Annotated in this window: 27 protein-coding genes and 2 pseudogenes; 17 read left to right on the top strand and 12 right to left on the bottom strand. The window is 38.3% G+C overall.

Annotated elements, in window-relative coordinates; all coding sequences use genetic code 11:
- Nucleotides 1-90: 90 nt before the first annotated feature.
- The 3 genes from IE199_RS21550 to IE199_RS21540 are packed head-to-tail and all read left to right on the top strand — an operon-like array spanning nucleotide 91 to nucleotide 2,194.
- On the top strand, nucleotides 91-1,434 hold the full coding sequence (locus IE199_RS21550; RefSeq protein WP_189774958.1) for a DEAD/DEAH box helicase: 1,344 nt from the start codon (nucleotides 91-93) through the stop codon (nucleotides 1,432-1,434).
- Nucleotides 1,435-1,494: 60 nt separating this feature from the next.
- Entirely contained in the window at nucleotides 1,495-1,785 is a 291-nt protein-coding gene (locus IE199_RS21545) for a hypothetical protein (protein WP_189774956.1), read from the top strand.
- Nucleotides 1,786-1,789: 4 nt separating this feature from the next.
- Nucleotides 1,790-2,194 (top strand): GFA family protein, encoded by a 405-nt coding sequence (locus IE199_RS21540; protein WP_229854907.1) that lies wholly within the window; start codon nucleotides 1,790-1,792, stop codon nucleotides 2,192-2,194.
- 10 nt (nucleotides 2,195-2,204) lie between these two features.
- Here the strand turns inward: IE199_RS21540 and IE199_RS21535 are convergent, their stop codons facing one another.
- On the bottom strand, nucleotides 2,205-3,731 hold the full coding sequence (locus IE199_RS21535) for a carotenoid oxygenase family protein (protein ID WP_189774954.1): 1,527 nt from the start codon (nucleotides 3,729-3,731) through the stop codon (nucleotides 2,205-2,207).
- Between the two features lie 9 nt (nucleotides 3,732-3,740).
- Nucleotides 3,741-4,163, bottom strand: coding sequence for a DUF2141 domain-containing protein (locus tag IE199_RS21530; protein ID WP_229854904.1), 423 nt, complete (start codon nucleotides 4,161-4,163; stop codon nucleotides 3,741-3,743).
- 147 nt (nucleotides 4,164-4,310) lie between these two features.
- Here IE199_RS21530 and IE199_RS21525 point away from each other — a divergent pair, with 147 nt between their 5' ends.
- From IE199_RS21525 to lspA, 3 genes are all read left to right on the top strand, one after another.
- Complete coding sequence (locus IE199_RS21525) at nucleotides 4,311-5,150, top strand: LytTR family transcriptional regulator DNA-binding domain-containing protein (RefSeq protein ID WP_189774952.1); 840 nt, start codon at nucleotides 4,311-4,313, stop codon at nucleotides 5,148-5,150.
- A gap of 11 nt (nucleotides 5,151-5,161) precedes the next feature.
- Nucleotides 5,162-5,614 (top strand): GNAT family N-acetyltransferase, encoded by a 453-nt coding sequence (locus tag IE199_RS21520; protein WP_189774950.1) that lies wholly within the window; start codon nucleotides 5,162-5,164, stop codon nucleotides 5,612-5,614.
- Between the two features lie 263 nt (nucleotides 5,615-5,877).
- A complete protein-coding gene (gene lspA, locus IE199_RS21515; protein ID WP_189774948.1) occupies nucleotides 5,878-6,375 on the top strand; it encodes a signal peptidase II in 498 nt (165 codons plus the stop codon).
- Between the two features lie 76 nt (nucleotides 6,376-6,451).
- Here the strand turns inward: lspA and IE199_RS21510 are convergent, their stop codons facing one another.
- The 6 genes and pseudogenes from IE199_RS21510 to IE199_RS22035 all read right to left on the bottom strand — a co-directional run.
- Entirely contained in the window at nucleotides 6,452-7,444 is a 993-nt protein-coding gene (locus IE199_RS21510) for a tetratricopeptide repeat protein (protein ID WP_189774946.1), read from the bottom strand.
- Between the two features lie 237 nt (nucleotides 7,445-7,681).
- Nucleotides 7,682-9,268 carry an ABC-F family ATPase gene (locus IE199_RS21505; RefSeq protein ID WP_189774944.1) on the bottom strand — a complete coding sequence of 529 codons (1,587 nt, stop codon included), beginning with the start codon at nucleotides 9,266-9,268 and terminating at the stop codon, nucleotides 7,682-7,684.
- Nucleotides 9,269-9,366: 98 nt separating this feature from the next.
- A complete protein-coding gene (locus tag IE199_RS21500; RefSeq protein ID WP_189774942.1) occupies nucleotides 9,367-9,969 on the bottom strand; it encodes a CPBP family intramembrane glutamic endopeptidase in 603 nt (200 codons plus the stop codon).
- Between the two features lie 165 nt (nucleotides 9,970-10,134).
- On the bottom strand, nucleotides 10,135-10,308 hold the full coding sequence (locus IE199_RS21495) for a hypothetical protein (RefSeq protein ID WP_189774940.1): 174 nt from the start codon (nucleotides 10,306-10,308) through the stop codon (nucleotides 10,135-10,137).
- The gene (locus IE199_RS21490; protein WP_189774939.1) at nucleotides 10,305-10,457 is read right to left on the bottom strand and encodes a hypothetical protein; all 153 of its coding nucleotides are present in this window, start codon (nucleotides 10,455-10,457) and stop codon (nucleotides 10,305-10,307) included. The genes IE199_RS21495 and IE199_RS21490 overlap by 4 nt, the downstream gene beginning before the upstream one ends.
- Nucleotides 10,458-10,763: 306 nt before the next feature.
- Nucleotides 10,764-10,955 (bottom strand): annotated as a pseudogene (locus IE199_RS22035) (IS110 family transposase); the annotation flags it as partial.
- A 123-nt stretch (nucleotides 10,956-11,078) separates the two neighbouring features.
- Here IE199_RS22035 and IE199_RS21485 point away from each other — a divergent pair.
- Nucleotides 11,079-11,591, top strand: coding sequence for a hypothetical protein (locus tag IE199_RS21485; RefSeq protein WP_189774937.1), 513 nt, complete (start codon nucleotides 11,079-11,081; stop codon nucleotides 11,589-11,591).
- A 231-nt stretch (nucleotides 11,592-11,822) separates the two neighbouring features.
- On the opposite strand, the gene IE199_RS21480 is transcribed toward IE199_RS21485, so the two are convergent.
- Entirely contained in the window at nucleotides 11,823-12,710 is an 888-nt protein-coding gene (locus IE199_RS21480) for a helix-turn-helix domain-containing protein (RefSeq protein WP_189774935.1), read from the bottom strand.
- A gap of 155 nt (nucleotides 12,711-12,865) precedes the next feature.
- Here IE199_RS21480 and exaC point away from each other — a divergent pair, with 155 nt between their 5' ends.
- The 9 genes and pseudogenes from exaC (at nucleotide 12,866) to IE199_RS21440 (ending at nucleotide 20,587) form a co-directional block, all read left to right on the top strand.
- Nucleotides 12,866-14,386 carry an acetaldehyde dehydrogenase ExaC gene (gene exaC, locus IE199_RS21475; protein ID WP_189774933.1) on the top strand — a complete coding sequence of 507 codons (1,521 nt, stop codon included), beginning with the start codon at nucleotides 12,866-12,868 and terminating at the stop codon, nucleotides 14,384-14,386.
- Between the two features lie 179 nt (nucleotides 14,387-14,565).
- Nucleotides 14,566-14,779, top strand: a pseudogene (locus IE199_RS22030) (transposase); the annotation flags it as partial.
- A 263-nt stretch (nucleotides 14,780-15,042) separates the two neighbouring features.
- The gene (locus IE199_RS21470) at nucleotides 15,043-15,492 is read left to right on the top strand and encodes an acyltransferase (protein WP_189774931.1); all 450 of its coding nucleotides are present in this window, start codon (nucleotides 15,043-15,045) and stop codon (nucleotides 15,490-15,492) included.
- A gap of 73 nt (nucleotides 15,493-15,565) precedes the next feature.
- On the top strand, nucleotides 15,566-15,952 hold the full coding sequence (locus IE199_RS21465) for a GFA family protein (protein ID WP_189774929.1): 387 nt from the start codon (nucleotides 15,566-15,568) through the stop codon (nucleotides 15,950-15,952).
- Between the two features lie 41 nt (nucleotides 15,953-15,993).
- On the top strand, nucleotides 15,994-16,149 hold the full coding sequence (locus tag IE199_RS21460; protein ID WP_189774927.1) for a hypothetical protein: 156 nt from the start codon (nucleotides 15,994-15,996) through the stop codon (nucleotides 16,147-16,149).
- 424 nt (nucleotides 16,150-16,573) lie between these two features.
- Nucleotides 16,574-17,575 (top strand): esterase/lipase family protein, encoded by a 1,002-nt coding sequence (locus tag IE199_RS21455; RefSeq protein ID WP_189774925.1) that lies wholly within the window; start codon nucleotides 16,574-16,576, stop codon nucleotides 17,573-17,575.
- A gap of 67 nt (nucleotides 17,576-17,642) precedes the next feature.
- Entirely contained in the window at nucleotides 17,643-18,503 is an 861-nt protein-coding gene (locus tag IE199_RS21450) for a DMT family transporter (protein ID WP_229854901.1), read from the top strand.
- A 222-nt stretch (nucleotides 18,504-18,725) separates the two neighbouring features.
- Nucleotides 18,726-19,574 (top strand): TIGR04219 family outer membrane beta-barrel protein, encoded by an 849-nt coding sequence (locus IE199_RS21445; protein WP_189774923.1) that lies wholly within the window; start codon nucleotides 18,726-18,728, stop codon nucleotides 19,572-19,574.
- Nucleotides 19,575-19,600: 26 nt separating this feature from the next.
- A complete protein-coding gene (locus IE199_RS21440) occupies nucleotides 19,601-20,587 on the top strand; it encodes a PD-(D/E)XK nuclease family protein (protein WP_189774921.1) in 987 nt (328 codons plus the stop codon).
- 67 nt (nucleotides 20,588-20,654) lie between these two features.
- On the opposite strand, the gene secF is transcribed toward IE199_RS21440, so the two are convergent.
- The 3 genes from secF to IE199_RS21425 all read right to left on the bottom strand — a co-directional run bounded on the left by secF (nucleotide 20,655) and on the right by IE199_RS21425 (nucleotide 23,993).
- Entirely contained in the window at nucleotides 20,655-21,578 is a 924-nt protein-coding gene (gene secF, locus IE199_RS21435) for a protein translocase subunit SecF (RefSeq protein WP_189774919.1), read from the bottom strand.
- Nucleotides 21,575-23,410 (bottom strand): protein translocase subunit SecD, encoded by a 1,836-nt coding sequence (gene secD, locus IE199_RS21430; RefSeq protein ID WP_189774918.1) that lies wholly within the window; start codon nucleotides 23,408-23,410, stop codon nucleotides 21,575-21,577. The genes secF and secD overlap by 4 nt, the downstream gene beginning before the upstream one ends.
- 169 nt (nucleotides 23,411-23,579) lie before the next feature.
- Entirely contained in the window at nucleotides 23,580-23,993 is a 414-nt protein-coding gene (locus tag IE199_RS21425; protein WP_189774915.1) for a hypothetical protein, read from the bottom strand.
- A gap of 157 nt (nucleotides 23,994-24,150) precedes the next feature.
- Here IE199_RS21425 and IE199_RS21420 point away from each other — a divergent pair, with 157 nt between their 5' ends.
- Nucleotides 24,151-25,233, top strand: a complete 1,083-nt coding sequence (locus tag IE199_RS21420) for a hypothetical protein (RefSeq protein ID WP_189774913.1) — start codon at nucleotides 24,151-24,153, stop codon at nucleotides 25,231-25,233.
- The last annotated feature ends 184 nt before the right edge of the window (nucleotides 25,234-25,417 follow it).

The raw sequence follows: 25,417 nt of genomic DNA, 5'->3' as shown, positions 1-25,417 counted from the left end.
AGCTTTTTCATGAAAAAGGTAAATAGCAAAGGCATCTGTTTTTGTAACGAGTTATAATAGCGCCAGTTTAGCAATATCAAAGGAAACATTTTGCAATTTACCGACTTTGGCTTAGACAAACGATTAATGTCAGCCGTTGAGCACTTAGGCTTTGAACAGGCAACCCAAATTCAATACGAAGCGATCCCACTTGCCATGCAAGGGCATGATTTAATCGCGTCGAGTAAAACTGGCTCGGGTAAAACTCTAGCTTTTATTCTTCCAGCAATGCAGCGCGTCAGTCGCAATAAAGCATTGTCTAAAAAAGACCCTCGCGTACTTATTTTAACGCCAACACGAGAGTTGGCTAAACAAGTGTTTGGTCAGTTAAAAATGTTTACCAGTGGTAGCAGTTTTAAGGCTGTGCTGATTCTTGGTGGCGAAAACTTTAATGACCAAGTAAAAGCGCTTGAAAAAGATCCTCATTTTGTTGTGGCCACCCCTGGGCGCTTGGCTGATCATCTCACTAAAGGGCATCTATACCTTCAAGGTTTAGAGATGTTAATTTTAGACGAAGCCGATCGCATGTTAGATCTTGGTTTTGCTAAAGAGCTCAATTTAATTAACGAGCGAGCTGATCATCGTAAACGTCAAACTTTGATGTTTTCGGCAACGTTAGATCATGCGCAAGTTAACGAGTTTGGTAAAAAGCTGTTAAAAAACCCTAAAAGAGTAGCGGTAGGCGCAGCACACACAGAGCATAAAGACATTAGCAAGCGTTTTTATCTCGCCGACGATTTAGTGCAAAAAGAAGCGTTACTTGAGCATATTATTGAACATGAATCATTTCAGCAGATGATTATATTCACTGCAACGCGCAGTGATACCGACAGGCTAGCCCAAGCTTTAGCAGCTAAAGGGCAAAGTACCTTAGCGTTAAGTGGTGAATTATCTCAGGCCAAACGTAACCAAATCATGGAAAGTTTTGCCAAAGGCCAATACAAAATATTGGTTACCACAGATCTTGCATCGCGTGGACTCGATTTAAACCAAGTGTCGCACGTAATAAATTTTGACCTACCAAAGCACTGTGAAGAATTTGTGCACCGCATTGGACGCACTGGTCGTGCAGGTAACAAAGGGGACGCTATTTCATTAGTTGGGCCGAAAGATTGGTGGAGCTATAAAAATATAGAAGATTTCTTACAACAATCATTTACTTTTTCTGACATCCCTAGCATCAAAGTATCATTTAAAGGCTTAAAGCCTAAAAAGGCAGCTTCGGATAAAACTAAAGAAAATGAAAAAGTTAAAAAGAAATCTGAGCCAACTAAAACTCAAAACAAAAAGGTAAAGAAAATTAACTTTACACAAGATGCTGGAGAATTACCGGTATTAAAAAGGAAGCAAGCTAAACCCATTTCAGAAATAGATGACTCAGAGCAGGGTAGTTAAACCCTGCAATGTAATTTATATTAAACATTGCCTAATCGTAGTAACAAAAAGGACAGTAGTATGGCAAGGAAATTCGATATAATTCATAAGGATTGGTATAAACGACGGACGCTTATTGGTAGGCAAATTAAGCCAGTACATGTTGCCATTCCTGATTATCAACCAATACACAATCATATTTGCAACATGATTGTCAGTTATGATGACGGTTCATTAAAAACATTAATTGCCAGAGTATTATTTAACGAGTTAAGTAATAAGTGGACCGTTGACGGTATGGAAGTCGCAGTAACTGTCGTTGAAGGTTTTCAGTTTGGCTCTGATTCACTTTCTACAAAACACGCAGGATAACACCGTGAACCAAGGCAGCTGTTTATGTGGAAAAGTTCAATTTAAAGTAACTAAGTTTCTGCCGGCAGTTGCCCATTGCCATTGCTCTATGTGCCGTAAATTTCATGGTGCAGCGTTTTCAACCTACGCAGAAGTATCACTAGAAGATTTTACTGTTACAGCTGGCGAACAGCTGTTACAAAGTTACCAAGCAGCCAATGGCACTGTAAGAAAATTCTGCAAGTGTTGTGGGTCAAGTCTGATTTTTGAATCTCGCTATAATCGACAAGATAAAACGATTGAAATTGCGCTTGCAGCATTTGATGTTATCGAACATGTAGCGCCAAATGCACATATTTATTTATCTTCTAAAGTCGATTGGTTTGAGCCAAATGATGAACTCCCTAAATTCAAAGACTTTAGGGAGTAGAAGGTAACTCTTAACTTTTAGCAACAAAGTTACCATGAAAGCCCAATGGAATATGATAGGGCAGCCATGCTCGGCAAATCGGCCCTTGGGACATATCGTTAGCATGAAAAATATTTAAACAGGTGCGTTTAGTTGGAATGTGCAAAGCAGTGCCCATTAAATAGCCGTTATCTTCATTTTCGTCTGTAGCAATAGGAATATGCTCTTCTACGACAAAGTCTTTGCCATAAACGTATTTATCGACTTTTCCACTTCCCATATTAGTACGTGACACAGAATCGAACCAAAACTCTACCTCTGTTGAACCTGTACTATACAAATATTGATTCCTAATCCCGACTTTAGACGGATGAATTCGTGGAAAGTCAGCGCTTCCCTCTAATTGCTCTTCTTTATATTTCCCATCAGGGAATAGGCTGTAAAGTGTCGTTTTTGCCGGCGCAACGCCAGCCATTTGATCGCCTTGCATAATGTTTTTCATAAAGTGCAAGGCGTTTGCATCGCGATACAAACAGGCGTCAAAATGAATGGTTCCGTTTGGCTCTTCCCATGCATTGCCATAATGAAAGGCAAATCCCGGGGCAACCTTGTATTGTCGTTTTAATGTCAGTGTATCTTTGTCAATGACGAGTACGTCCATTGGCAAATTTGCATCGTAATTTATGGCACCAAAAAATCCTGATTTAGTTCTATCCAATACTAAAGAGGGCAAAATGATCAAAATGTGTCGATGAGTAATTAAAAAGTCGTGCAACATGGCCCCTTTATAATTGGTTTTAATCATGTTTACATTTTGTGTGACACCCTTAGCGTTAAGATGAAACAACACAATGTGGCCCGAAGGAGAAAAGCCAAAATTCCATATATCACCTTTAGGATCAATTTTGGGATGAGCAGAAAATGCAAGACCTTTAAGCTTGTTGCCAAATCGGCTATTTTCCCCAAGATTCACCACGCCATGTGTTTGCAAAGTATCGGCTGAAAGGGCAACGGGAGAGCCAGCTTCCCATAACGCCCAAAGTTTGCCGTCAACCGAAATAATATTTGTATTGGCAGTGTTGATATCGTCAGGGCTAGAGACTGGAAGTGCACCTTGGATTTGGCTATCGGGGCCGGAATATAAAAACTTGCCGGCTTGTTCTTCTTTTTTAAATTTTGATGTTTGAACAAACTGGCCTTGATGATAAATATTACCCTCTTCAAAATGAAAAGCTTGGATCATGCCATCACCTTCAAAAAGGTGGTTATAACGCTGCTGTGCTCGTTCATGGCGCGCGGCACCATTTCGATAAAAACACCCTTGGATATCTTTTGGGATGTTTCCTTCAATAGTCAATGCTGTTTTGTTAAACGGCTTGGTTGCGCCCTTAAAACCGATTAATTCCGGTGCAGAGCTTAACGCTTTGTCAAACAACTGCTTAGTTACCGCTAATGAATCTTTAGATGATGTTATCGCTTGGCCTGCAAAGCCTTTTAATGGAACCGCAGTAAGTGCAGTTCCTGCCGCTAAGGTTTTTAATAATTGTCTGCGCTCCATCACGGCCTCCTAATAACTAACAGTTGACTGAGTGGTAATAGGAGTGGTTGACACGGTAAACTTCATGTCATTGTAATCTGCTGGGCCAAAATTGCCTTTAGCATTGTTTGAATAGCCATAGCCCTCTGTAGGCATGCCAAACATATTGGTTTCTAATTTACCGTTATTGTTTTCATCGTGAAAATATCGAATCGCATATTCACCAGGCTCTAAGTTATTGAAGGTAATACTAATAGAACCTTGCTTAGCCTTAACCTGTTGTGCAGAAACTGCCTTGCCTGCTTTGTAATTAGTCGCCCCTTTAAATAGTTGCGCTAAAATTGTGCCCTTATCATTTTTTACTTGTTCGATAGTAAAGGTCACGCTATTTGCTAACGCTATGTTTGATGCAAAAGCTAAAGATAAAGTAGTCAGTAATGTCATTCTTTTCATGTTGAACTCCTAAAGTTAACGGTGTGTTAAATTTGTTGATTGCGAGATTTGCACGACACGATAAAATGAGCAGATAAATCAAACCAGTGAGTTTTCGCCAACCCTAGCGAAAAATTCGTGAATTAAACAAATATAGGTCATGTTATTTTGACGAATCGTGAAATTACACAACAAAATCAACCATTAATAAAAAAGTTGCTTGAAAAGGACTTTGTATCAGATTCTATACTAGTGGCTGTTTTTGCGAGTTTTATTACTTTTTTACAGCCATTTGGCATGGTAGAAACGCCTTGGCTGTATGCATGGAGTTTTTGGCTTTGTATCTGTTTAAGTGGTTATTGTATTTTTACCGTGGTGATCAAATTTGTAGAAGTACAACTGAGCAAGCAGCTACCAATGACATTAAGAAACAAGCAGTGGTTTATATTGACAATTTCTACATTAATTGCCAGTTTTATAATGGCATTTGTCGCTCAAATCATTATTGGCCTTTTCTTTGATGCTTTTGATAGATTTTGGCATTTTATTGTTCCTTCATTTTTTACTAGTTTACTCATCGGTGGGATATTAACGATAGCTGCAGCGACAAAATCTCACTTAAAACAGCAAAAGCACCTAATTCAAGAACAGCAGCAGGCGCTTGAAAACCAGCCTGAAAGTGACATTTCGCCAAGCGCTATTGCACAGCCGTTAATAAATAAATTGCCGATTGAAAAACGTGGTGTTTTGTATTGTTTAGAAATGGATGATCATTATTTAAAAGTACACACTGACAAAGGTAATCATCTTATTTTAATGCGATTAAAAGACGCTATTGATTTGCTAAAGGGCTATCCAGGAAGTCAAGTACATCGGTCTTGGTGGGTTGCACATGAGGCGATATTAGCGACTAAAAAAGACGGTAGAAAAATTAATTTAAGCCTAGTTAATGGACTTGAAGTGCCTGTTTCAAAAACCTACGAAGAAAATGTAAAAGCACATAGCTAAATGGGCAATACATGATAACGCTATTAAACCACCAGCAATTAAATGTTGCACAGCAAATTTTTAACGTCTTTCAATCATCTTATGCAATTGAAGCTAATTTGATTGGCGTAAGTGAATTTCCGCCACTGAAAAGGCAAGTTACCGATATATTAGCCAGTCATTCATCTTTTTATGGATACTTGATAGAAGGCCAACTGGCTGGCGTTGTTGAAATAACATTAACGGCACAAGTTTTAGAAATAGAGAGTTTGACTGTAAACCCTGATTTTTTTCGACAAGGTGTCGCAGGTAAACTTATTGTTTATGTCTTGTCCGCATTCTCACATCAAACTGCCAAAGTGGAAACTGCCACTGCCAATGCGCCTGCGATCAAGCTTTATCAAAAGCATGGCTTTATTCAATACAAAAAATGGATACCCGATCACGGCATAGAGAAGGTCGCTTTTTCAAGGGCAAATAAATAGGTTAAAAAATTTAATAAACAACTGAACTGATTAACAATTTGAATGTCCGATAACAAACATCATCATAAGGAAGTTTTTAAAGATAATATACTTTGATAATGACCAAATAATAACAATAGGATTAACATGAAAAAAATTAAACTTATCACACTTTTACTGACCTTTATTGCTGTTTCTGGCTGCCAAACCACCTTTAGTGCTACCAGTAGTCCAGGTGCAGATAGCAACATGGTAAAAACTCAATAAAGAAAGGAGAAAGGTAAATGGGTAGGGTCAATCGGATTTTTACCATATTTATCGTTTCACTGCTTTGTTTGGGCTGTGATCAATTATCAAAAGCATTAATCAGTAATAACTTGCCCAAGGATCAGGTTTATCACTATTTTTATGATGTAATACGCATTGTTTACGTAGAAAATTCTGGTGTTTTTCTTGGATTAGGTAACCAATTAACAGAAGAAATGCGCTTTTTGTGTTTTGTTGTTTTAGTGAGTTTGTTTCTAGCTGGGTTGCTTGCATATTTACTGATGAAAGAGGGGCAACATTACCTTTCAGTAATTGGTTACAGTTTAATATTTTCTGGCGGCCTGAGTAATTTAATCGATAGGGCAGTTCATCACGGTGCAGTAATTGACTTTATCAATGTGGGCATTTCGACATTAAGAACAGGAATTTTTAATGTAGCAGACGTGGCTATTTTAATTGGTGTATGTTTAGTGCTGTACCTTACCAAAATTAATGAACACACTAGCAATGCATAATGGCAAACACACAGCGTTGTCTTGCTAAAAGAGTACGATATTGCTCATGTTTGATGAGCAATATCAAAACTAACGACTAGGCTAATGATTTTAGCAGTTTGTTTAATTTTTTAAGTTCTTTTTTCAGGTTTTTATCTTCTTCTGCCGCAGGTTTTACTGCAAGTAGCAATTGACTCGCTAACTCTTTTTGTTGGTTATTTAGGTATATTTTAGCCAGCCTAGCTTTAGCCCAAGCAAGCCTTGCATCTTCTGAACCTTCGTAAAACGCAATATACTCATTTAATGCCGTAATACCTTGCTTGGCTTCTTGCTTATGCTCAGCAGTTAATCGGCCAATTTCATATAAATAGCCATATTTTGTTGAAACATCTTCACTGTGTTCAACCGCTTTATTTAAATAACTTAATGCTAAAGGATAGTCTTCGTCTTTGCTTGCCTTGTTCGCTAAAGTTGCATTAATGCTAGCGTGTTCAGGGTTTTCCGAAGCGAGTTTCTGTAAGAGTTTCTCTGCTTCTTCGTTACGCTCTTCTTTGCGTAAAAGATTTACTTTAGCCAAGCCGCCGGCGACAGGGTTTTCTTGTTGCCACTTTTCCGCTATTTCTAACGCTTTTTCTTCGTCGCCACCGACAATACCAGGAGCGTTACCATAAAAGCCAATTAACGTAGTTAGTGTTTTGTCGTCTTTAGGATCGAGTTTGTATGACTGCTCCAGTAATGCTAAGCCGTCTTTAGCAAGTCCTGGCGCTGAAAAAATACTGGCTTGCTGCGCTAAACTAAATTTTACGCTAGCAGCGATGCGATGGAGCTGCGCATCATTAGGGAACTGCTTAATTGCACTCTCAGCTAACTCATCTGCTTGCTCTAACTGATCTTGTAAGTTAGCCAATGCACCAATTTTTAAATACAGCAGCTTGGCATCGGTTTGATTTGGGTTATTTTCAATTTCTTTAAGTAAATTTGAATATTGCTTCTTTTTGGCCAGCAACTCTAGTTGCTCATAGGGTTGTTGTGGAGTATTGGCAAACACTTGAGCCGAAAATAGTAGGCTAAATATGAGTGACTTTTGCATTGATTGTCCTTTTTATGATTATTATTGCTAACTTATGTCCGTAGCTGCTTGGATAACAATCCAAGAAAAAAGTTGCAACAAATCTCAAAAAAAACAGACCTTAAAAAGGGAAGTGTGAAAGGTAAATAACAAAGAGATTGGCTATAACCTTATTAATTATTTGCAGAAGAAAATAGCTTTTAGAAGCGGGTAATTAACAATAAGAATGCTATTTACCCGCTTAATTATCGCGCTGTATTAGCTTTGACTTGCTAAATACTCGTCATAAGTACCTGCAAAATCAATATAGCCATCAGATTTGATCTCGATGATACGGGTAGCCAAGCTCGATACAAACTCACGGTCATGAGAAACAAACACCAGTGAACCTTCAAATTGCTCTAACGCCATATTGAGTGATTCTATTGATTCCATATCTAAGTGGTTTGTTGGTTCGTCCATCACTAAAATGTTTGGTTTTTGCATCATTAATTTACCAAACAACATGCGGCCTTGTTCACCACCAGATAATACTTTTACTGACTTTTTAATGTCATCTGCTGAAAATAGCATACGCCCTAATGCACCACGAATAGACTGTTCGTCATCACCTTCTTGACGCCATTGGCTCATCCAGTCGAACAAATTCATATCTTCTTCAAATTCATGTGCGTGGTCTTGTGCGTAGTAACCTATGTTGTGATTTTCAGACCACTTAACTTCGCCGGAGTCTGGCTGATGTTCACCCATTAGCGTTCTTAAAAACGTTGTTTTACCTACACCGTTTTCACCGATAACCGCAATACGTTCACCCACTTCAGCAATTAAGTTGATATTTTTTAGAACGTGGTTATCGTCAAAGCTTTTGTTTAAACCTTCAATTTCTAACACATTACGAAATAGTTTTTTCTCTTGGTCAAAACGAATAAATGGGTTTACACGACTTGACGCTTTCACTTCTTCCAATTGAATTTTATCAATTTGTTTGGCACGTGATGTTGCTTGTTTTGCTTTAGAAGCGTTAGCAGAGAAGCGAGCAACGAAGGCTTTTAAATCAGAAATTTGTGCTTGTTTCTTCGCATTGTCGGCCATTAAACGCGCACGAGCTTGTGTAGCGGCTAACATGTATTCGTCATAATTACCTGGGTAAACGCGTAGTTCACCATAGTCTAAGTCGGCCATGTGAGTACAAACTGAGTTTAAGAAGTGGCGGTCATGCGAAATGATGATCATGGTTGAGTCACGCTCATTTAACGTATCTTCTAACCATTTAATGGTGTGAATATCTAAGTTGTTGGTTGGTTCGTCAAGTAACAGAATATCTGGATCTGAAAATAACGCCTGAGCAAGTAGGACACGAAGTTTCCAACCAGGAGCAACTTCACTCATTTTGCCGTAATGTTGTTCTACCGGAATACCTACACCAATAAGTAACTCACCTGCACGACTTTCTGCACTGTAGCCATCCATTTCAGCATATTCAGACTCAAGATCACCAACACGCATGCCATCTTCTTCACTCATTTCTGGTAAAGCATAAATGCGATCGCGTTCTTCTTTTACCGCCCACAATTCTGTGTGCCCCATAATTACCGTGTCGATTACACTGTATTCTTCAAAAGCAAATTGATCTTGACGAAGTTTACCAATGCGATCGTTTTGGTCTAGGTTAACGTTACCACTGGTTGGCTCTAAGTCACTACCTAATATTTTCATAAAAGTAGATTTACCACAGCCATTAGCACCGATTAAACCATAGCGGTTACCGTTACCAAATTTTTGAGAAATGTTTTCAAACAGAGGCTTAGCACCAAACTGCTGAGTGATATTGTTTGCGATTAACATGCTTTAGTCTTTAGTAAATAATCAAATTGGCGCAATTATAACTCAATAGACTGTTTGCTCTAAAGGGGTAAATTAAAATACATGTAAAGTTCTTTGAATTAATGAATACTGACAAAGAATAATAGGTTTAATAGAGAGTGTGCAATTACAACTGTTATGAAGCCATGTGCTTTAGACATGAAGTGGCTAAATACTACACCGCTTAAGAAATAAGCGAGATAATGTACGATTGATAGCTCATTAGAAAAGTGAAGTGAGGTCCATAAACTGTTAGTTAGTATCAAAGCGATAGTTTTATTAAATGCCTGTTCAATTTTTTTATACAGAACAACTCTAAAAGCAAACTCTTCTGCTATTGGCGCAAGCAATACTGTTCCAACAAATTCCAAAATCAATTCTACACCAACAACGGTGTTAGTTGGCGAAATACTAAGTGGTGATAAAAAGAATGCCAGTTGGTCAATTAGATAAACGATACCAAAACATAAAACGATATTTTGATTCAATTTTAAACTAAACATTATGGGGTTATGGTCATTTTTTTTAAAAATACATAAAGCTGTGACAAATAACGAAAAATAGTAACCTAGTTCCATAACATACTGAGACTGGCCATAAAGTTGCTTACTTATAATAATGGCGAATAAAACAGGCAGAAACAAAATGAGAATTGAAGTAGCTATGGCAATTGAAATCTTCATATAATCCTTTAAAAAATAAAGTTGTAGTTTACTTAGTTGAGAATTTGCAAAAAAAACAAATAATCCTTATTTGATAGGAAATAACCAATAGTGACATTAGATTGTCGCTATTGGTTAGAGTTAGATTAATACAAATAAGTCTTGATAAAGCTGAAGATTTATACTTTATCGTATTACTTCGTTAATTTTTTCTGCAATGGGAAGCCATGACTCTATTAGACTTTCAGCCCAGTCAGACATTGCTTCTCCTACTTCTTGTACTGCTCGTCCAATTGCTCGACCTAAAGCCACGCCATTACCTGAAACTTCAGTGCATTCTTGAATAGTTAATTCTCTCATTCTTTAATTCCTTCTAATTCTGCTGCAAATCCATACGCAACTTGAAATAAAAATATTGCATTTCCAAACATACCTAGGTATTTGTTACCTAAAATTCTTTCTACGCCACCTGATACAACTACTTTCTCTTTTTCATTTAAAAGTTTCATGTAAACCTCCTAATTGTTTAAAAGTACTCCTTTAAAAGAGCAATTTAAAACTAGAACAGTTAAATTTGAATACAAGGCTAGTTAAACGAATTAATGAAGAAATACAGGATAAGTTGATAATAATATTGAAATAATGTCGTATTGTATTTTTGTTTGATAATTGTTGTGTGGAAATTATTTAGCTTTTTTTCATAAATAGTCAGCTAGGGCACTGAAGATTACTTTGTTATTCTATAACTTTGATAAACAATAGCGGTCAGTAACATAATCAGGACACCAATTGTTAAATTGCTACGTACGTCATATAAACTCTCTTGCCCAATAGTGTGCGCCAGAGCAGGCTTCCATACTGATAATACGTGGCGGCAATGTTGTATTTCAGCTAACAATTTTTTCGCTTGATGATTCGACGAATTTTACACTTGTCATGAACATCGACACCGTGGATACTGAGCATAGATTTGGCTAAGTCATGCCAATTGCTTTAATTAGTGGCATATGGATTTTCCTCTATCGAAGTTCTTTATCAACTTCACCATGGCACATTGATGCCTAGTGGGGAGTCCATATCATTCGTTATGCGTTTTAATGATAATGCTATGGTGAAAGAAGGTGAGTGGAATGAATTTTAACTGGTATGCGCTATTCGGCGCAGTAGTGGTTGCAGCGGCAGCAGCAATTTTTGCGTACTACAGATACATACAGGAACAAAAGCATCAGCGGGATACGCTGCTAAATTCTTTGTTTGCGGAAATTGCAAATATATACGAGCACTACACATACGCAGCTCACGAAATACCATTGGATATGGATGATCAATTCGAGCTTTTTAAACGCCTCAGGTGGTCTGCTTACGGGAATGTCAATTCGACCGGTGATCTCGGAAAACTTGGGTTTCTTAGTGCTTCAAATATTAAGGCGCTAATACAGCTAACGCTGTTAATACGAAATGACGATTTGTTGTTAGATCAACTCCAAAAAAACAAAGAAGATATCAACCAAGAAAGACTTGAATATTTGCGAGAGCGTTTCAAAATGAGAATTCGAAATTCCGAAAATATTATTACTGATCTTGTCAATCAGCATCCTAAATTAAAACCTGTTTTCGAAGAAGTGAAACGTCATTTACCGTGATATTCTCGCATAGCAATGCCATAAAATCGAAAGCGTCGTTATCGTGTCGTTCCAGTCATGGCTAGCAATATGAAGTTATATGAAAATGACGAACTCTGATTTTATTGCCATATATTGCGGCGTAACTTCAACAACTATAGGGCTAATAGTATTCACCTTAAGGTGGACAATGCATGAATATTGGAATGGTCCACTAGCTGGATATCAGTTGTTTTTATTTACTGACATAAATTAATTCTTTTGAAATGCCTTTGGAGAAATACCAAAGGCATTTTTAAATGTGCGGCTAAATTGACTGGTGTGATTAAACCCTAAGTCAAAGCCGATTTGAGTAATGCTTCTGCCTTTTTTAAGCAGCTCTTTGGCTTTTGACAGTCGTCTTGTTTGCAGCCATTGCTGTGGGGTCATGTTTAAGCATGACTTAAAGTAATTAAAAAACTTACTGCGACTCATACAAGCAACTTTACACAAGGTATTGATATCTAAAGGCTCACTTAAATTATGTTCAATATATTGAATCACTTTGGTAATGGGGTCTTGATGGTGTTGTGAGTTTGCGCATTTTAAAATGAGCTCACGAGTTTGTTGAGTGAGTAATCGAGTCACCAATTCATTTAGCGCTAGATCAATAAGAAACCCACGCTGATCTTCATTTTCGGTAAATAAATGTACCATGCGATCGAGTAACGCCTGAGTTTGCCAATTATGCTCGACATGAACGAGTTCATTTTGATAAGCCACTTCGATACTGGTTTGATTTTGCATATTGAGCTTTTGGGCAATATCAGCAAGTTTATCTGAATTAATTTCAATGGCTAAACAGGTTGTGGGTGAAGGCTTTGATGCGTCAGGAAAATCAATATGGACGGTTTGCTCTGGTGCCAGCACAAAACTCTCATTAGGCAAAAAATCGTGATGATAATCACAGGTTTCAACGTGCATCACTTTTTTGCCCTGAAGCATACCGCAAAACAACACATTATTTGACGACAAAGGCACGTTAAATGCGCGCTCGTAAGTGTCGTAAATACTCAATTGGGCATTATCTGAGTTAAAGCTAAACTTGTTTTCAACCAGTTTATCTATTTGCTGGTGTCTAGTTTGTAAATCAAATCGCATACTTACTCCCTGTTAAGATCAAGACTGAGTGTTAAGCAAAAAATACCCAGAGTTAATTTTTTAAGCTTCCTTTCGCTTAATGTCAATTCAATCGGCTCAAATATTAAACTAATTACTTACACGAGTCGGACAACAAGTTGATAGAAGAGGACACTATGATTTATTCAAACCCGAATACCCAAGGCGCGGTCGTTAATTTTAAAGACAAGTACGATAATTATATTGGTGGTGAGTGGGTTGCACCCGTAGATGGTGAGTATTTTGAAAACAAAAGCCCAGTAAACGGTAAAGTGTTTTGCCAAGTGGCACGCTCCAAAGCGGCAGATATCGAGTTGGCACTCGACAAAGCACATGAAGCAAAAGATGCGTGGGGTACAACTAGTGTTACTGAACGCAGCAATATTTTACTTAAAATTGCACAGATCATTGAAGATAACAAAGAGTATTTGGCCGTTGCTGAAACTTGGGATAACGGTAAGGCAGTACGTGAAACACTTGCAGCTGACATCCCGCTAGCAGCAGATCATTTTAGATACTTTGCTGGGTGTATTCGTGCGCAAGAGGGCAGTATCGGCGAAATTGACGAGCATACAGTAGCCTATCACTTTCACGAGCCGCTAGGTGTGGTAGGGCAAATTATTCCTTGGAACTTCCCGCTACTTATGGCCGCTTGGAAGTTAGCACCAGCCCTTGCTGCGGGTAACTGTGTCGTACTAAAACCTGCGGAGCAAACACCTACCTCAATCATGTTATTAGTTGAACTGATCGGTGATTTATTGCCTGCGGGTGTGTTAAATGTGGTGAATGGTTTTGGTAAAGAAGCAGGTGAAGCGCTAGCGACCAGTAAACGTATTGCAAAAATTGCCTTTACAGGCTCTACACCTGTTGGTTCACACATCTTGAAATGCGCCGCTGACAATATCATTCCATCAACTGTTGAGCTTGGTGGTAAATCACCGAATATCTTTTTCAGCGATGTATTAGAAAAAGACGATGATTATCTGAGTAAGTGTATTGAAGGCGCGGTATTAGCTTATTTCAACCAGGGTGAAGTGTGTACTTGTCCTTCGCGCTTATTTGTTCAAGAAGACATCTATGACGAGTTTATTGAGCGTGTTAAAGCGCGTACTGCGCAAATTAAACGTGGGAATCCGCTCGATACAGAAACTATGGTGGGCGCGCAAGCCTCTCAGCAGCAGTTCGATAAAATTTTAAGTTATATCGAAATTGGTAAGCAAGAAGGCGCAGAAGTACTGTTTGGTGGTGAAGTTGAGCAGTTATCTGAAGAGTTTAATTCGGGTTATTACATTCAACCTACCTTGCTCAAAGGCAATAACTCAATGCGTGTTTTCCAAGAAGAGATTTTTGGCCCGGTTATTTCACTGTGTACGTTTAAAGATGAAGCCGAAGCATTAGAGCTGGCGAATAGTTCTGAGTTTGGCTTAGGCGCGGGTGTTTGGACTCGAAACATGAATCGCGCCTATCATTTTGGTCGCAAGATTGAAGCAGGCCGTGTATGGACAAACTGCTACCACATGTATCCAGCGCATGCGGCATTTGGTGGTTATAAAAAGTCAGGTGTGGGTAGAGAGACGCACAAAAAAGCGTTAGATCATTACCAGCAAACTAAAAATCTATTAGTTAGCTATAGTGAAAGTCCACTCGGATTTTTCTAAAGATAGAATTATTAGATATCACAATGCAAAGGAGCAAGTAGCGCAATGTTAAATTGCGCTACTTCAGATTGATGACAAAGTTCAAGACGCAGCTCTGAGACTTTGATCTTATAGAGACATAACAATTAAGGTATTTCTCTAAGCTTAAATACCTATCTCTCATTTAACACGAACTCGAAATGGTCAAGATTGAACAGCTTGTACCTAAAAACCATTTAGTGTGTAATAAATGCCGTTATAGATTTTGAATTCATCCGTGATGAAGTTGTCCATCTTTACTGTAAAGTAAATGGCCGCTCACCTTTAGACCTTGTATGCCTATTTAAAATGCTCATTCTTGGTTACCTAATTGATATTTCTCGCGAGCGTAAGCTCGTTAAAGAAGTTGAAGTTATTACAACTTTAGGATCACCTTGGTGGGTTGATAAGTTTGTTCTTTGGCAGCCAGTAAAAAGGGTGTTAAAAATCGCGTTATTAGGTACCTGCACCAAAGGTTGTAAATTTAAGATGCTTTCATTTTACAAGAGTGAGAGGGCATCAACTTCAAGGTTAGAGTCTTTTGTACAAAAAATTAAGGCTAAGTTTTAATTTACTAATAGCGGGTTAATCATGACATTGTAAACGCTTAAACAATGCGCCAAATCAACTGAAATATTATGAAGAGTTCATTATCACTTTCTCAATATGTTAAAAAGCGAAATGGAGTAGCTTTAGGGGCAAAGTATTCAATGAGGAATATGCTGTGGCGTTCTTTCGGTGCAAAATCATTCCCATTGTTTTGGCACTATTGGAATCCAATTTGGAGCTACTATTTGTCTCGTAATGTTATGAGGCCACTTAGAGTATTTTTACCAGCTTCGCTTGCTATATTGATAACATTTCTTATTAGTGGAGCATTGCATGATCTAGCAGTTTCTCTCGTGAAGTGGCAAGTTACAGTGTTTTTCACGCCGTGGTTTGGATTGATGGGATTAATAGTTTTAGCATCTAGTAAATTGGCAGTTTCTTATGGGAATTATAGTTGGCTTACACGAGCAACTATTAATGCTTTTATTATTGGTATCTCGCTTTATTCAACCTATGTCATAGAAAAATTTTATATTTAGCAACAAGTTGCATGATTAAACACTTACGTGGGTGTTCAGTTAACACTAAATAATTATACGGAGATAAAACCTAGTGAAAAGTTACACAGGAGGTTGCTTATGTGGAAATATTCGTTTTACGGCCAAAGGGTTACCAAATAATCCTCATACTTGTTCATGCAAAATGTGTCAGCGACATTCGGGGGCATTTACTCAAATTTGGGTAGAATTTGAACGAGATAATGTTATATGGGATGGGCCAGGAGGCACACCAAAAATGTGGCGTTCATCTGACTATTCGTCGAGAAGCTTTTGTGAAAAATGTGGCAGTACCTTGGGTGCCATAGACGATGAGCCGGTTATTGCATTGGTGCTGGGGGTTTTTGATTCACCTAATCGTAAAGAGCTTCGTCCACAATCACATTCCTATGTTTCTAAAAAGCCTAAATGGTGGCGTGTATGTGTTGAATCTAGTACATAGAAAAGTCAATTAATCAGATTGTTGTTTCGTTAAGGAGGCATATGAAAACAGACGATTCTTTAGCAAAAACATTGAGTGAACCATGGTACTTTATTGTTGTTACTTTTGTCGCAGGATTTTGCTTGTTTTTAGTCTATGACTCTGTCTCAACTGGTGAAATGTTATTGAAATATTGGGGGGAATATCACCGTTGTTAGCCATCCAATATTGTTTTTTACTGGGATTTTATTTAATTTGTGGTTTTCTTGCTATGTGATCTGGGATTATGTTCAATCAAAACGTAATAAACAAACTAAATAGTAATACAGTTATCAAGGGGTAATTACATCTACTTGAGCTATAAGCCCTTGTTGAGAAAGGGCTCCTTGGCAACCCAAATAAAAGTCATGCCTATATTTCCCTACCTAGTTTTATTGGGTAACAACGTGCGAAGCTACTTGTTCCATTACATGTGAATGGTTATAGGAAGTCTTTTGCTAATTCAACACAACCTATAGTATCTTAACTCACTATATACAACTCTAAATTATCAACTGAACATCTGCTATTTGTTAGTAAATTATAAATAGGAAGTCTAATTATCAGTTAATCGCCAAAAGAAAACTCAATTAAGGAAGTAAAATGGAATTCCCTAAAACACGGTTTGTAATTAGACTCAAAAACGACATATCCCAAAAGCATTTTTTAGTAAACAGGTTCCTCAACGAACTAGCTGATTTTGCAGGAGTTTATGAGGAAGAGTTTACAGAATTGAAAATACGAAAAGGGTGTACAGTTATAGAAGGTTATATGAATCGTGCGGCGATAGAACGATTACATGACTTCTTTGAATATCTGAAAACAAATCAGCCTGATAGCGACGAACTAAAAAAGTTACAGTTAATTATTAACTATTTTAAAGTTGAAGTAATGATAGATGACCCTGCTTCTAATAAAACAAGTGAATTCGAACCAGCGAACCAAAACAAGAAGGTTATTGTGTTAGTCCACGGATGGGGAGGAGATAAGGACAGTACATTTGGCAATCTGTCAGAATTTTTAAAAGAAAAGTTAAACATTGATATCGAAACTTATCCATATCCCTCCGGCTGGCTTAAAAGGTCGCCCTCTGTTGCTTTTATAGCTAGAAATTTAGATAACTGGATTAGAAATAATTGCCAAAATTGTGAAGTTGGAATCTTAGGGCATAGTCTTGGTGGTTTGGTGACTCGTTATCTAGCGGTCATTCAAAAACACCGTAGGATCCCTATACCTATTAAACTTGTGACTTTAGCTGCGTCGCCAACAAATGGCGCTCATCTAGCATCGATAGCTTCTAATATACCATTTTTTAATTCTAGCCAAATTGAAGAGCTCAGGCCTAATTCCGGGTTTCTCGTCGATTTAAATGAACGATGGTCATTTTGGTGCAAAGCCAATATTCCGCACGCGTGTTCACTTGTAACTTTGTATGCGTTAAATGACATGGTGGTCAGTTATACTAGTGCTATAGGTGGTGATTCAGAAGCTGTGCCAATTTACGGTGAGGATCACACTAGTATCGTTAAGCCGAATTCTAATGATAGCGAGGTTGTTCAAACGATTACACGATATGCTAAAGAGGCCGGTCTTTTTATTGATTGATAATACGTTACAAATAAATTGGTAAGCTAACTTTGATTTATAAAACACAATAAGAAATTAACCACTGATGCAAGCTTTTTTCTGGATGATGGGCACACTTGCTTCTTTTGCCTTGATGGCCGTTGGTGCACGAGAATTAAGTGGTGACATTGCAACACAGCAAACACTTTTTATTCGCAGTGTTATCGGCTTGTTTTGTGTGCTATTGATTTCTTTTTTGTCTCAAAAACGTATCAAGTTTCAAACAAAGCGCTTGAAGTTGCATACGATGCGCAATATTTTTCACTTTTTAGGCCAATATGGTTGGTTTATCGGTTTAGGCTTGTTGCCTTTAGCCGAAGTATTTGCGCTGGAATTCACAGTGCCAATTTGGACATTGATTATCGCTTCACTTTTTTTGGGTGAAAAAATTACGCAGAGCAAACTTGTCTCTATCGCTTTAGGGTTTTTAGGTGTGTTTGTTATTCTTAAACCCGGCATTGCCATGGTAAACAGTGCTTCACTGTTCGTTCTTGCTTCTGCTGTTTGTTACGCGATTTCGCATACCGCAACTAAATCCCTTAGTGCAACTGAATCACCTTTATCCATTTTGTTTTATATGTGTTTGGTTCAGATGCCAATAGGCTTATGTTTGTCTGTGTCAAGCTGGGTATGGCCGGAAGGCATGCAATGGTCTTGGCTTGTCATTATTGGCCTTACGGCGCTTTCAGCTCATTTTTGTATTGCCAAAGCCATGCAATATGCTGAAGCAACTACCGTGGTTACTTTAGACTTTTTAAGATTACCATTAATTGCATTAGTCGGCGTTGTACTCTATTCGGAAAGTATAGAAATAGGGCTAATTTTTGGTGGATTATTAATGCTAGCTGCCAACATTGTTAGCATGAGGGGTAGGCGAGTGGTAAACGCTAATAATAAGGAACTTTAGTGGCTACATTTCTTGTTGATAAAAGTTTAAACGACGTTACAGATCAACAAGTAAGCACTTAAAGTTCACCTTGCCCCTTCGTGCCCAAGCTATTATCGAAAAGTGAAGTTACATTTCTTTACTGTATTTATGAGTATTTACGCCGTTAGCAGTTGTTTTTATTGTGCGAGTTAGTTTATAAAAACATAAAATTGATGTTGGTTAAAAAGGAATGATAACTAGATGAATAAAAAGGTTTTTACTGCAATTATTACCACATGTTTTTTCGCTAGTGCACATGCAGATAGTGTTGGGTTGTATATCGGTGGGCAACTTTGGCAAAGTAATAGTAGCGGTAAGTTTGGTGAGCAAAACTCGCAAACTGATAATAAGTTAAAGAACGAACAGCAGTTTCATTACTTTGTCGCGGTTGAACATCCTTTTCCGGTATTGCCAAATATTCGGATAGCTAAAACTGCGCTCGACTCCCAAGGCAATAGTCAACTAACACAAGAATACAGCGCAGATACAGATACCGCTCATGTTGATGTGCATGTTGATTCAGCCATCAAAGCAAGTTTTAAAGTTAATTACATCGATTACACCTTATATTATCAATTGCTTGATAACGGTTTAATGTCACTTGATCTAGGTTTAACGGCAAGAGACTTTGGTGGATATGTTGCCAATTCAGCAACATCAACAACCGTTACCACAACCCGAGATTTTACATGGGATGGCCCTGAGCATGACGATCACGATTACCACAACATTGTCGAAACTGTTGATTCTTCCTCGTCCAAAAAATTTAAAACCAAGGATATTGAACCGATGATATACCTTGCCAGCGAAGTACAATTTCCAATGCCGGGTTTAAGTTTGTTTATCCAAGGGGATTTATCATTCACGGGCGATCACTCTATTTACGATTATCAAGCGGGCTTTAATTATGATTTAGTTATTAGTAAGGCGGTAGATGTGAGCTTATCTATCGGCTATCGCAACGTAAACTTGGAACTTGAAGATTTAAACAACTTATATTCTGATCTTGAATTTAAAGGCGCTTTTGTGGGTGTTGTTACGCACTTCTAAAATACAAAAAACATTCTAAGGACAACATGACAATACCAAACTTATTTTCTTTTGCTACCAGTGAATTATCTCAAGACGCTTTCATTTGTTGGTTTTTGACTTGGGCTAAAAGTGAGCATGCGGCCCATGATTTAAGCTTGCATCATTGTGCAAGACAATTTATTACTAAAATATTTTTAAAACACGCTAAAACAGTTCCCAGCAAGATCACTGATATTAAAGTAACTAAACAAGACAGGCACATTGATGTTTTATGTGTGATCAATAATAAATATCCCATCATTATCGAGGATAAAACTGGCTCTGAAAACCATTCTGATCAATTACGACGCTATGTTAAAGAAATTGAACAAAGAGAATTCAATGCCACTGACATTTTACCTATTTACTATAAAACAGAAGAGCAAAGCTGCTACTCAACGGTATTGGAACATGGATATCAGGTGTTTTTACGAGATGAAATGATTGAAGTATTGGAGCAGTATGAGGGACAAAATCAAATACTTTTAAATTACCGCGATTACCTTATACAGATAACAGCTAAAGTCAAAAGCTTCCTTCATTTACCAATTAGTGAATGGGGTTGGCACAGCTGGCAGGGATTTTATTCCTGCGTGAAAAACGAATTACGTGATGGAAATTGGGATTATATAGCGAATCCAAGAGGCGGTTTTATTGGCTTTTGGTGGCATTGGCTGGGCGATGATAAATGTCAGCAGTATCTGCAACTTGAAGAAGAAAAGTTGTGTTTTAAAATTTGGGTAGCTGAGGGGGAAAGTAGAACCGAACTTCGTTCTTACTGGCATCAAATCATTAACAAAGAAGCAAAGGCATTTACTGAACTTGACGTAAAAAAACCTGATAGGTTTGGCAATGGCCATTACATGACTGTTTGCATCAACAGTAAAGATTATCGCGTGATAAACCAAGATAACACCATTGATTTTGCTCAAACAGTCAAGCTGCTACGTTCAGCAGAACAACTGTTAAACTCGGTTCAACCTTCAATATAATTTCTGCTTAGAAATAGGGTATTTGTTTATTGCAAATACCCTAGGTTTTTATTAGTGACTATGTGTGTTAAGGCAAGTCACAAAGTATCTCTTCTTCTTTTTGCTGATAATGATCGGCTTTTAGTCCTAATAATTGTGGAATAGTGGCAGATAGTGCTATAGACGAATAGGTGCCAACGATAATGCCTGTAAATAGTGCTACGGCAAAACCTTTCAGCGATTCACCTGCAAAAAACCAAATAGCCAATATCGTGGCCAATGTTGTGCCAGAGGTTATCATGGTCCTGACCAGGGTCGACTTTATCGCTGCATTAATGATGCTTTCTAATGGATTTTTATCATTGGCTCTCATTAACTCTCTCATTTTGTCACCCACAATAATGGAATCATTAAGTGAATAACCAATAAGGGCTAATAAGCTGGCCAATATAGTGAGGTCAAACGAAAGACCAAACCAAGAAAACACGCCCAAAACAACAATGACATCATGAAACAAAGCAACCAAACATCCCATCGCTAAACGCCATTCAAAACGTAATGAAAGGTACAACAAGATAGCAACCGTTGCCGTTAACAGGGCCAAACCACCTTGATTAATTAACTCTTCGCCAATTTGGCTACCAATGTACATGGAATCTTGTGGCGTAATATTTAACTGATTTTGTTGAGCAAATTCAGTTAGCCAAATCTTACTATCAGTATTTTGCACGTTATCGGCTTGTCTGAGCGTCCAGTAAGTACCATTTTCTGCTGAACTCACTTGAAACGAACCCGGTAAATAAGCGCTTAACATCTTGTCCATATCACTTTGGGCTATTGAACGCTCTGTTGAAAACTCTGTTAAATACCCGCCGGTAAAGTCTAAGCCTAAGTTTAAGCCGCGAGTAAACAAACCCAGTAGGGCGATAAAAACAAACAAAACCGCGGCGTATAAACTAAACAAACGCACTTTACTTAAATCTTCTGTAAACTGAGTTGATAATGTGCTCATGATTTTACTCCTAGTAGCTGTGCTTTGTTTTCTCTAACTAACAAACCGGTTAACGCTTTTGAGACAAATACTCCGGTAAACATACTGGTTAAAATGCCTAAACATAAAATAATGGCAAAGCCTTTTACCGCGCCGTAGCCAATCGCATACAAAATAACGCCGGTGATCATGGTCGTGATGTTGGCATCTAGAATGGTGGTGAACGCATTGTTGTAGCCACTTTCAATGGCTGCTAATGTTTTTCTACCTCTTTTTAACTCCTCTTTGATACGTTCAAAAATTAAAACATTGGTATCAACCGCCATACCAACGGTTAACACTAAGCCAGCGATGCCTGGTAACGTCAGTACAGCACCAGGTAGCAATGACATTAAACCCAGCAAGCTCAATAAATTAAGTCCTAATGCTACATTGGCAACTAGGCCCAATGATCTGTACCAAAATGCCATAAACAACAAAGTGATACTTACTCCAACGGTCAGGGCTTTAATGCCGTTGTCTATATTGGCTTCTCCTAGTGTCGCTTCGATACTACGCTGTTGCACTATGGTAACTGGCGCGGTTAAAGAGCCTGCACGTAGCAACAAAGCAAGTTCTTGTGCCGTTTGATGGCTTGATAAATTAGTGATACTAAATTGAGAGCCTAAGTGCTGCTGTATTGTTGCAACATTAATAATTTTGTTAGTTTTAAGCATTTGGTTATCGGCATTTCGATAAAACTCAGAAAATACCGTGGCCATAGGTTTACCAATATTTTTTTTGGAAAAATTCGACATTTTTTTACCACCTATACCATCTAGCGTCAGGTTGACCAGCGGTTGTCCCATGTCGTCTCTGCCTGCCACGGCATTTTTGATGTTGCTACCAGAAAAAATTGCCTTACCGTTAAGCGCTAGCTGTCGACCGTTTTCATCTTTAATATGTATGACACCAAAACCCGCAGTATTGCTTGCTAACTGATAAAACTCTAACGAGGCGGTTGCGCCAATAATACGTTTTGCTTCGGCCGGATCATGAACACCTGGCAGTTCTATGCGAATGCGGTTTTTACCTTGCTTTTGCGTGATAGCTTCAGTAATGCCTAATTCTTCGATGCGTCCACGCATGGTTTTTAGCGTTTGTTTCATGGTTTCTTGGCGAAACGTTTGTTGTGCTTCGTCGGTATAACTAAGCAAATATTTATGCTCTTGTTCTTTTTTAATCGAAAGTTCAGGGTAAGTTTTGGTGATTTGCGGAAACAAGGTGTCTTTTGCTTCGTTAGATGCTCTGGTTAAATCAACCGTTAAAGCATGATTGTTTAGTGGCGATACATTCACCGCGCGTATTTTATTTTCCAGTGCAATCGCTTTTAGTTCCTGGCCAATATTTTTAATTCTGTCGGCCTGTGCTCGGTCAGTGTCTACTTCTAAAACAAACAAAACACCACCACTTAAATCTAAGCCAAGTTTTATTGGCTTAGCAGCAAATGCATTAAGCCAAGCTGGTGCTTCATTGGTCAGGCTAGAGGTCACTTGATAGCCATCTGCCAATTGTTGTTTTAGTGACTCAGTGGCAAATTTTTGATCTGCCGCTTCATGCAAAGTAATAACAATTTCATCATTAGATACACGAATTTCATCGGTTGGAATGTTAGCTTGAGCCAATATATCTTTAAAATATTTAGGTGTAGTTTGCTGTTGGTGTTCACCGCTATTGGTTAAAGTAAGCTTTACCTTGTCAGTATATAAATTAGGTAAAGCACTGATTAACATAAACGTCAAAGTGACGAGTATGATCAAATTTCTCCATCGGTTTTGTCGGTGATGGTGTTGTCTATTTATGGGTTGATTCATGTTAAATATCTCACAGCACCTAAGCCAAATTCGCGCAATACTCTAGTGGCAAGGCAAAATCAGCTAAGTGCATCAATGTTTATTTTTCGTAACGATTAATCTGGAAACTTTTAAATGCCGTGTGGCAACGTCCAGAAAGTAATAAGCAACCGAGTTGCGATAGGAAGGATTAACTCAGTGAGATATCTTGAGAAACGTAGAGAAAATTGCCGTCTTTCCAGCCGGAAAGACGCGAAGATTGGGGCGTAAAACTGTTTAACTCAAACCAATTGACCGTCGACGGTGGATTAGCTAAATGTTTATAAAGCCCAGCGGTGAGTTTGACCTCAAAAAACTCTATCTCTAATACATAATTAGGTGAAGTTTGATTTTCGGTAGAGAAAATTGAAGCGTTTAGACGATATAAATTGGGTACGCTAAGAGAATCTTGAATATCATCGGTTGCCACAGAACTTGATGTGTGATCAACAAATAATGAATATGCAGGAGAAGGTGGTATATCAGTAGCTACACTTGATAACACTAGCTTTTCGGCCGCTAGTGCCAAAACAAACAACAGTGCTAATAATAATTTATGCCACATGATCAAATACGCATTTCAAGATTAACAGTCTATATTGGGCTACCAAAACTTAATTTCAATACTTTTGTTATTTTTTGATTACATACGGTAACAGATACAACAATTAACCTTTGATAACCTTGATTATTATTCATACTAATAACAATCAGGGTAGATTATGTTTAAGCTTTGTAGATCATATGTAGCGCTTATTGTTCTGGGAGTGGCAATTGCTGGCTGTAATTCAAGCTCTAGCAATAAAGGAATTTCCGTGCCGGAAAAGCCATCTGCTCCTTTAACACCAACGTTTGTTGAACTTGGGTTAGAAAGGCACAAAGTAGAAAAACTGTTATCGATAAATGATCAAATAATTGCACTTACAGATCAGGGGCTTTATCGACGCGATAGCACTTGGCAAGCGTTAACCGATACACGATACCATGTGCTTGCCATGGCAACACTGAGCGATAATCATTGGATTGCCAGCGTTAAACAAAATGAAAGCGCATTCTTTATTGAAACGAATGATGCTGGCGCAACTTGGCAACTGTTTGACGATAACTTTGGCGGCGACTATTCCTCAAATGAAGTGGCAAGAACCTTAGTGTACGACAGCGAAAAACAAAAGCTCTACGCCACAGGCTTATTCGTGTTGGCCAGTTCCACCGACATGGGGCGTTCGTGGACAGTAGAAGAAGGGCAATGGGGCTCACTTGGTACGGGTTTAGGCTCGATTTTACTACACCAAGAAAAACAAGATGTTTGGTACGGTGGTCAAAACGGTATTGAAAGCCCAGTGTTAGACCAATTTAATACCGAAACCTATGCACTGACTACACATGCTCAAGCCATTGGTGAACATTTACCGAGCCCTAGTGTTATTTATCAAATTATAATCGACCCCAAAAACACAGATCGCATTATTGCTGCTGGTGAAGGTGGAATTGTTCATACCACAGACTATGGTGACACTTGGCAAGGGCTTTTAACTGAGCAAAACTATCGCTTTCATTTTTCGCCAGTTTTTGACCCTAAAGATCAAAATATCATTTATACCGCTGGCTGGGATAAAGGCGCTGATATTCAACCGTTAATATTAGAAATGAGTAAAGATGACGGTCAAACATGGGAAGCCTACACCTATGAAAAACAAGAGTTTAAAGGTGGCGTTAGAAGTATGCTTGCTGTAGAAGAATCAGGAAAAACGGTGATTTATATCGGTTTATATAATAATGGCGTTGTTAAAGTAACGTTTGAATAAACAACTCGCTTAATTTTCATGGTGATAAATATAAATAGCCAGCTTAAAAGCTGGCTATTTTTTATCTTAGGGGTTGCGTAGCAACCAGAACACCACGGGCATGCCCGTGGATGAATGACTCCTTTGCCTGTATTCTATAGGGATGGAAGTTAACTTTTCGGCACATGCCGTATATAGAATTCAA

The sequence above is a fragment of the Thalassotalea marina genome (genome assembly GCF_014656435.1).
Classification (GTDB): domain Bacteria; phylum Pseudomonadota; class Gammaproteobacteria; order Enterobacterales; family Alteromonadaceae; genus Thalassotalea_C; species Thalassotalea_C marina.
This window is presented reverse-complemented; position numbering and strand designations above follow the sequence as displayed.

Excerpts from the sequence above, each read along its gene's own strand:
- IE199_RS21500 (WP_189774942.1), bottom strand. The coding sequence starts at position 9,969 with ATGAAGATTTCAATTGCCATAGCTACTTCAATTCTCATTTTGTTTCTG.
- secF (WP_189774919.1), bottom strand. The coding sequence starts at position 21,578 with ATGAGCACATTATCAACTCAGTTTACAGAAGATTTAAGTAAAGTGCGT.
- IE199_RS21505 (WP_189774944.1), bottom strand. The coding sequence starts at position 9,268 with ATGTTAATCGCAAACAATATCACTCAGCAGTTTGGTGCTAAGCCTCTG.
- IE199_RS21440 (WP_189774921.1), top strand. The coding sequence starts at position 19,601 with ATGACAATACCAAACTTATTTTCTTTTGCTACCAGTGAATTATCTCAA.
- IE199_RS21420 (WP_189774913.1), top strand. The coding sequence starts at position 24,151 with ATGTTTAAGCTTTGTAGATCATATGTAGCGCTTATTGTTCTGGGAGTG.
- lspA (WP_189774948.1), top strand. The coding sequence starts at position 5,878 with ATGGGTAGGGTCAATCGGATTTTTACCATATTTATCGTTTCACTGCTT.
- exaC (WP_189774933.1), top strand. The coding sequence starts at position 12,866 with ATGATTTATTCAAACCCGAATACCCAAGGCGCGGTCGTTAATTTTAAA.
- IE199_RS21510 (WP_189774946.1), bottom strand. The coding sequence starts at position 7,444 with ATGCAAAAGTCACTCATATTTAGCCTACTATTTTCGGCTCAAGTGTTT.
- IE199_RS21425 (WP_189774915.1), bottom strand. The coding sequence starts at position 23,993 with ATGTGGCATAAATTATTATTAGCACTGTTGTTTGTTTTGGCACTAGCG.
- IE199_RS21490 (WP_189774939.1), bottom strand. The coding sequence starts at position 10,457 with ATGAAACTTTTAAATGAAAAAGAGAAAGTAGTTGTATCAGGTGGCGTA.
- IE199_RS21480 (WP_189774935.1), bottom strand. The coding sequence starts at position 12,710 with ATGCGATTTGATTTACAAACTAGACACCAGCAAATAGATAAACTGGTT.
- IE199_RS21460 (WP_189774927.1), top strand. The coding sequence starts at position 15,994 with ATGAAAACAGACGATTCTTTAGCAAAAACATTGAGTGAACCATGGTAC.
- IE199_RS21495 (WP_189774940.1), bottom strand. The coding sequence starts at position 10,308 with ATGAGAGAATTAACTATTCAAGAATGCACTGAAGTTTCAGGTAATGGC.
- IE199_RS21520 (WP_189774950.1), top strand. The coding sequence starts at position 5,162 with ATGATAACGCTATTAAACCACCAGCAATTAAATGTTGCACAGCAAATT.
- IE199_RS21530 (WP_229854904.1), bottom strand. The coding sequence starts at position 4,163 with ATGAAAAGAATGACATTACTGACTACTTTATCTTTAGCTTTTGCATCA.
- IE199_RS21450 (WP_229854901.1), top strand. The coding sequence starts at position 17,643 with ATGCAAGCTTTTTTCTGGATGATGGGCACACTTGCTTCTTTTGCCTTG.
- IE199_RS21470 (WP_189774931.1), top strand. The coding sequence starts at position 15,043 with ATGAAGAGTTCATTATCACTTTCTCAATATGTTAAAAAGCGAAATGGA.
- IE199_RS21485 (WP_189774937.1), top strand. The coding sequence starts at position 11,079 with ATGAATTTTAACTGGTATGCGCTATTCGGCGCAGTAGTGGTTGCAGCG.
- IE199_RS21535 (WP_189774954.1), bottom strand. The coding sequence starts at position 3,731 with ATGGAGCGCAGACAATTATTAAAAACCTTAGCGGCAGGAACTGCACTT.
- IE199_RS21545 (WP_189774956.1), top strand. The coding sequence starts at position 1,495 with ATGGCAAGGAAATTCGATATAATTCATAAGGATTGGTATAAACGACGG.
- IE199_RS21445 (WP_189774923.1), top strand. The coding sequence starts at position 18,726 with ATGAATAAAAAGGTTTTTACTGCAATTATTACCACATGTTTTTTCGCT.
- IE199_RS21455 (WP_189774925.1), top strand. The coding sequence starts at position 16,574 with ATGGAATTCCCTAAAACACGGTTTGTAATTAGACTCAAAAACGACATA.
- secD (WP_189774918.1), bottom strand. The coding sequence starts at position 23,410 with ATGAATCAACCCATAAATAGACAACACCATCACCGACAAAACCGATGG.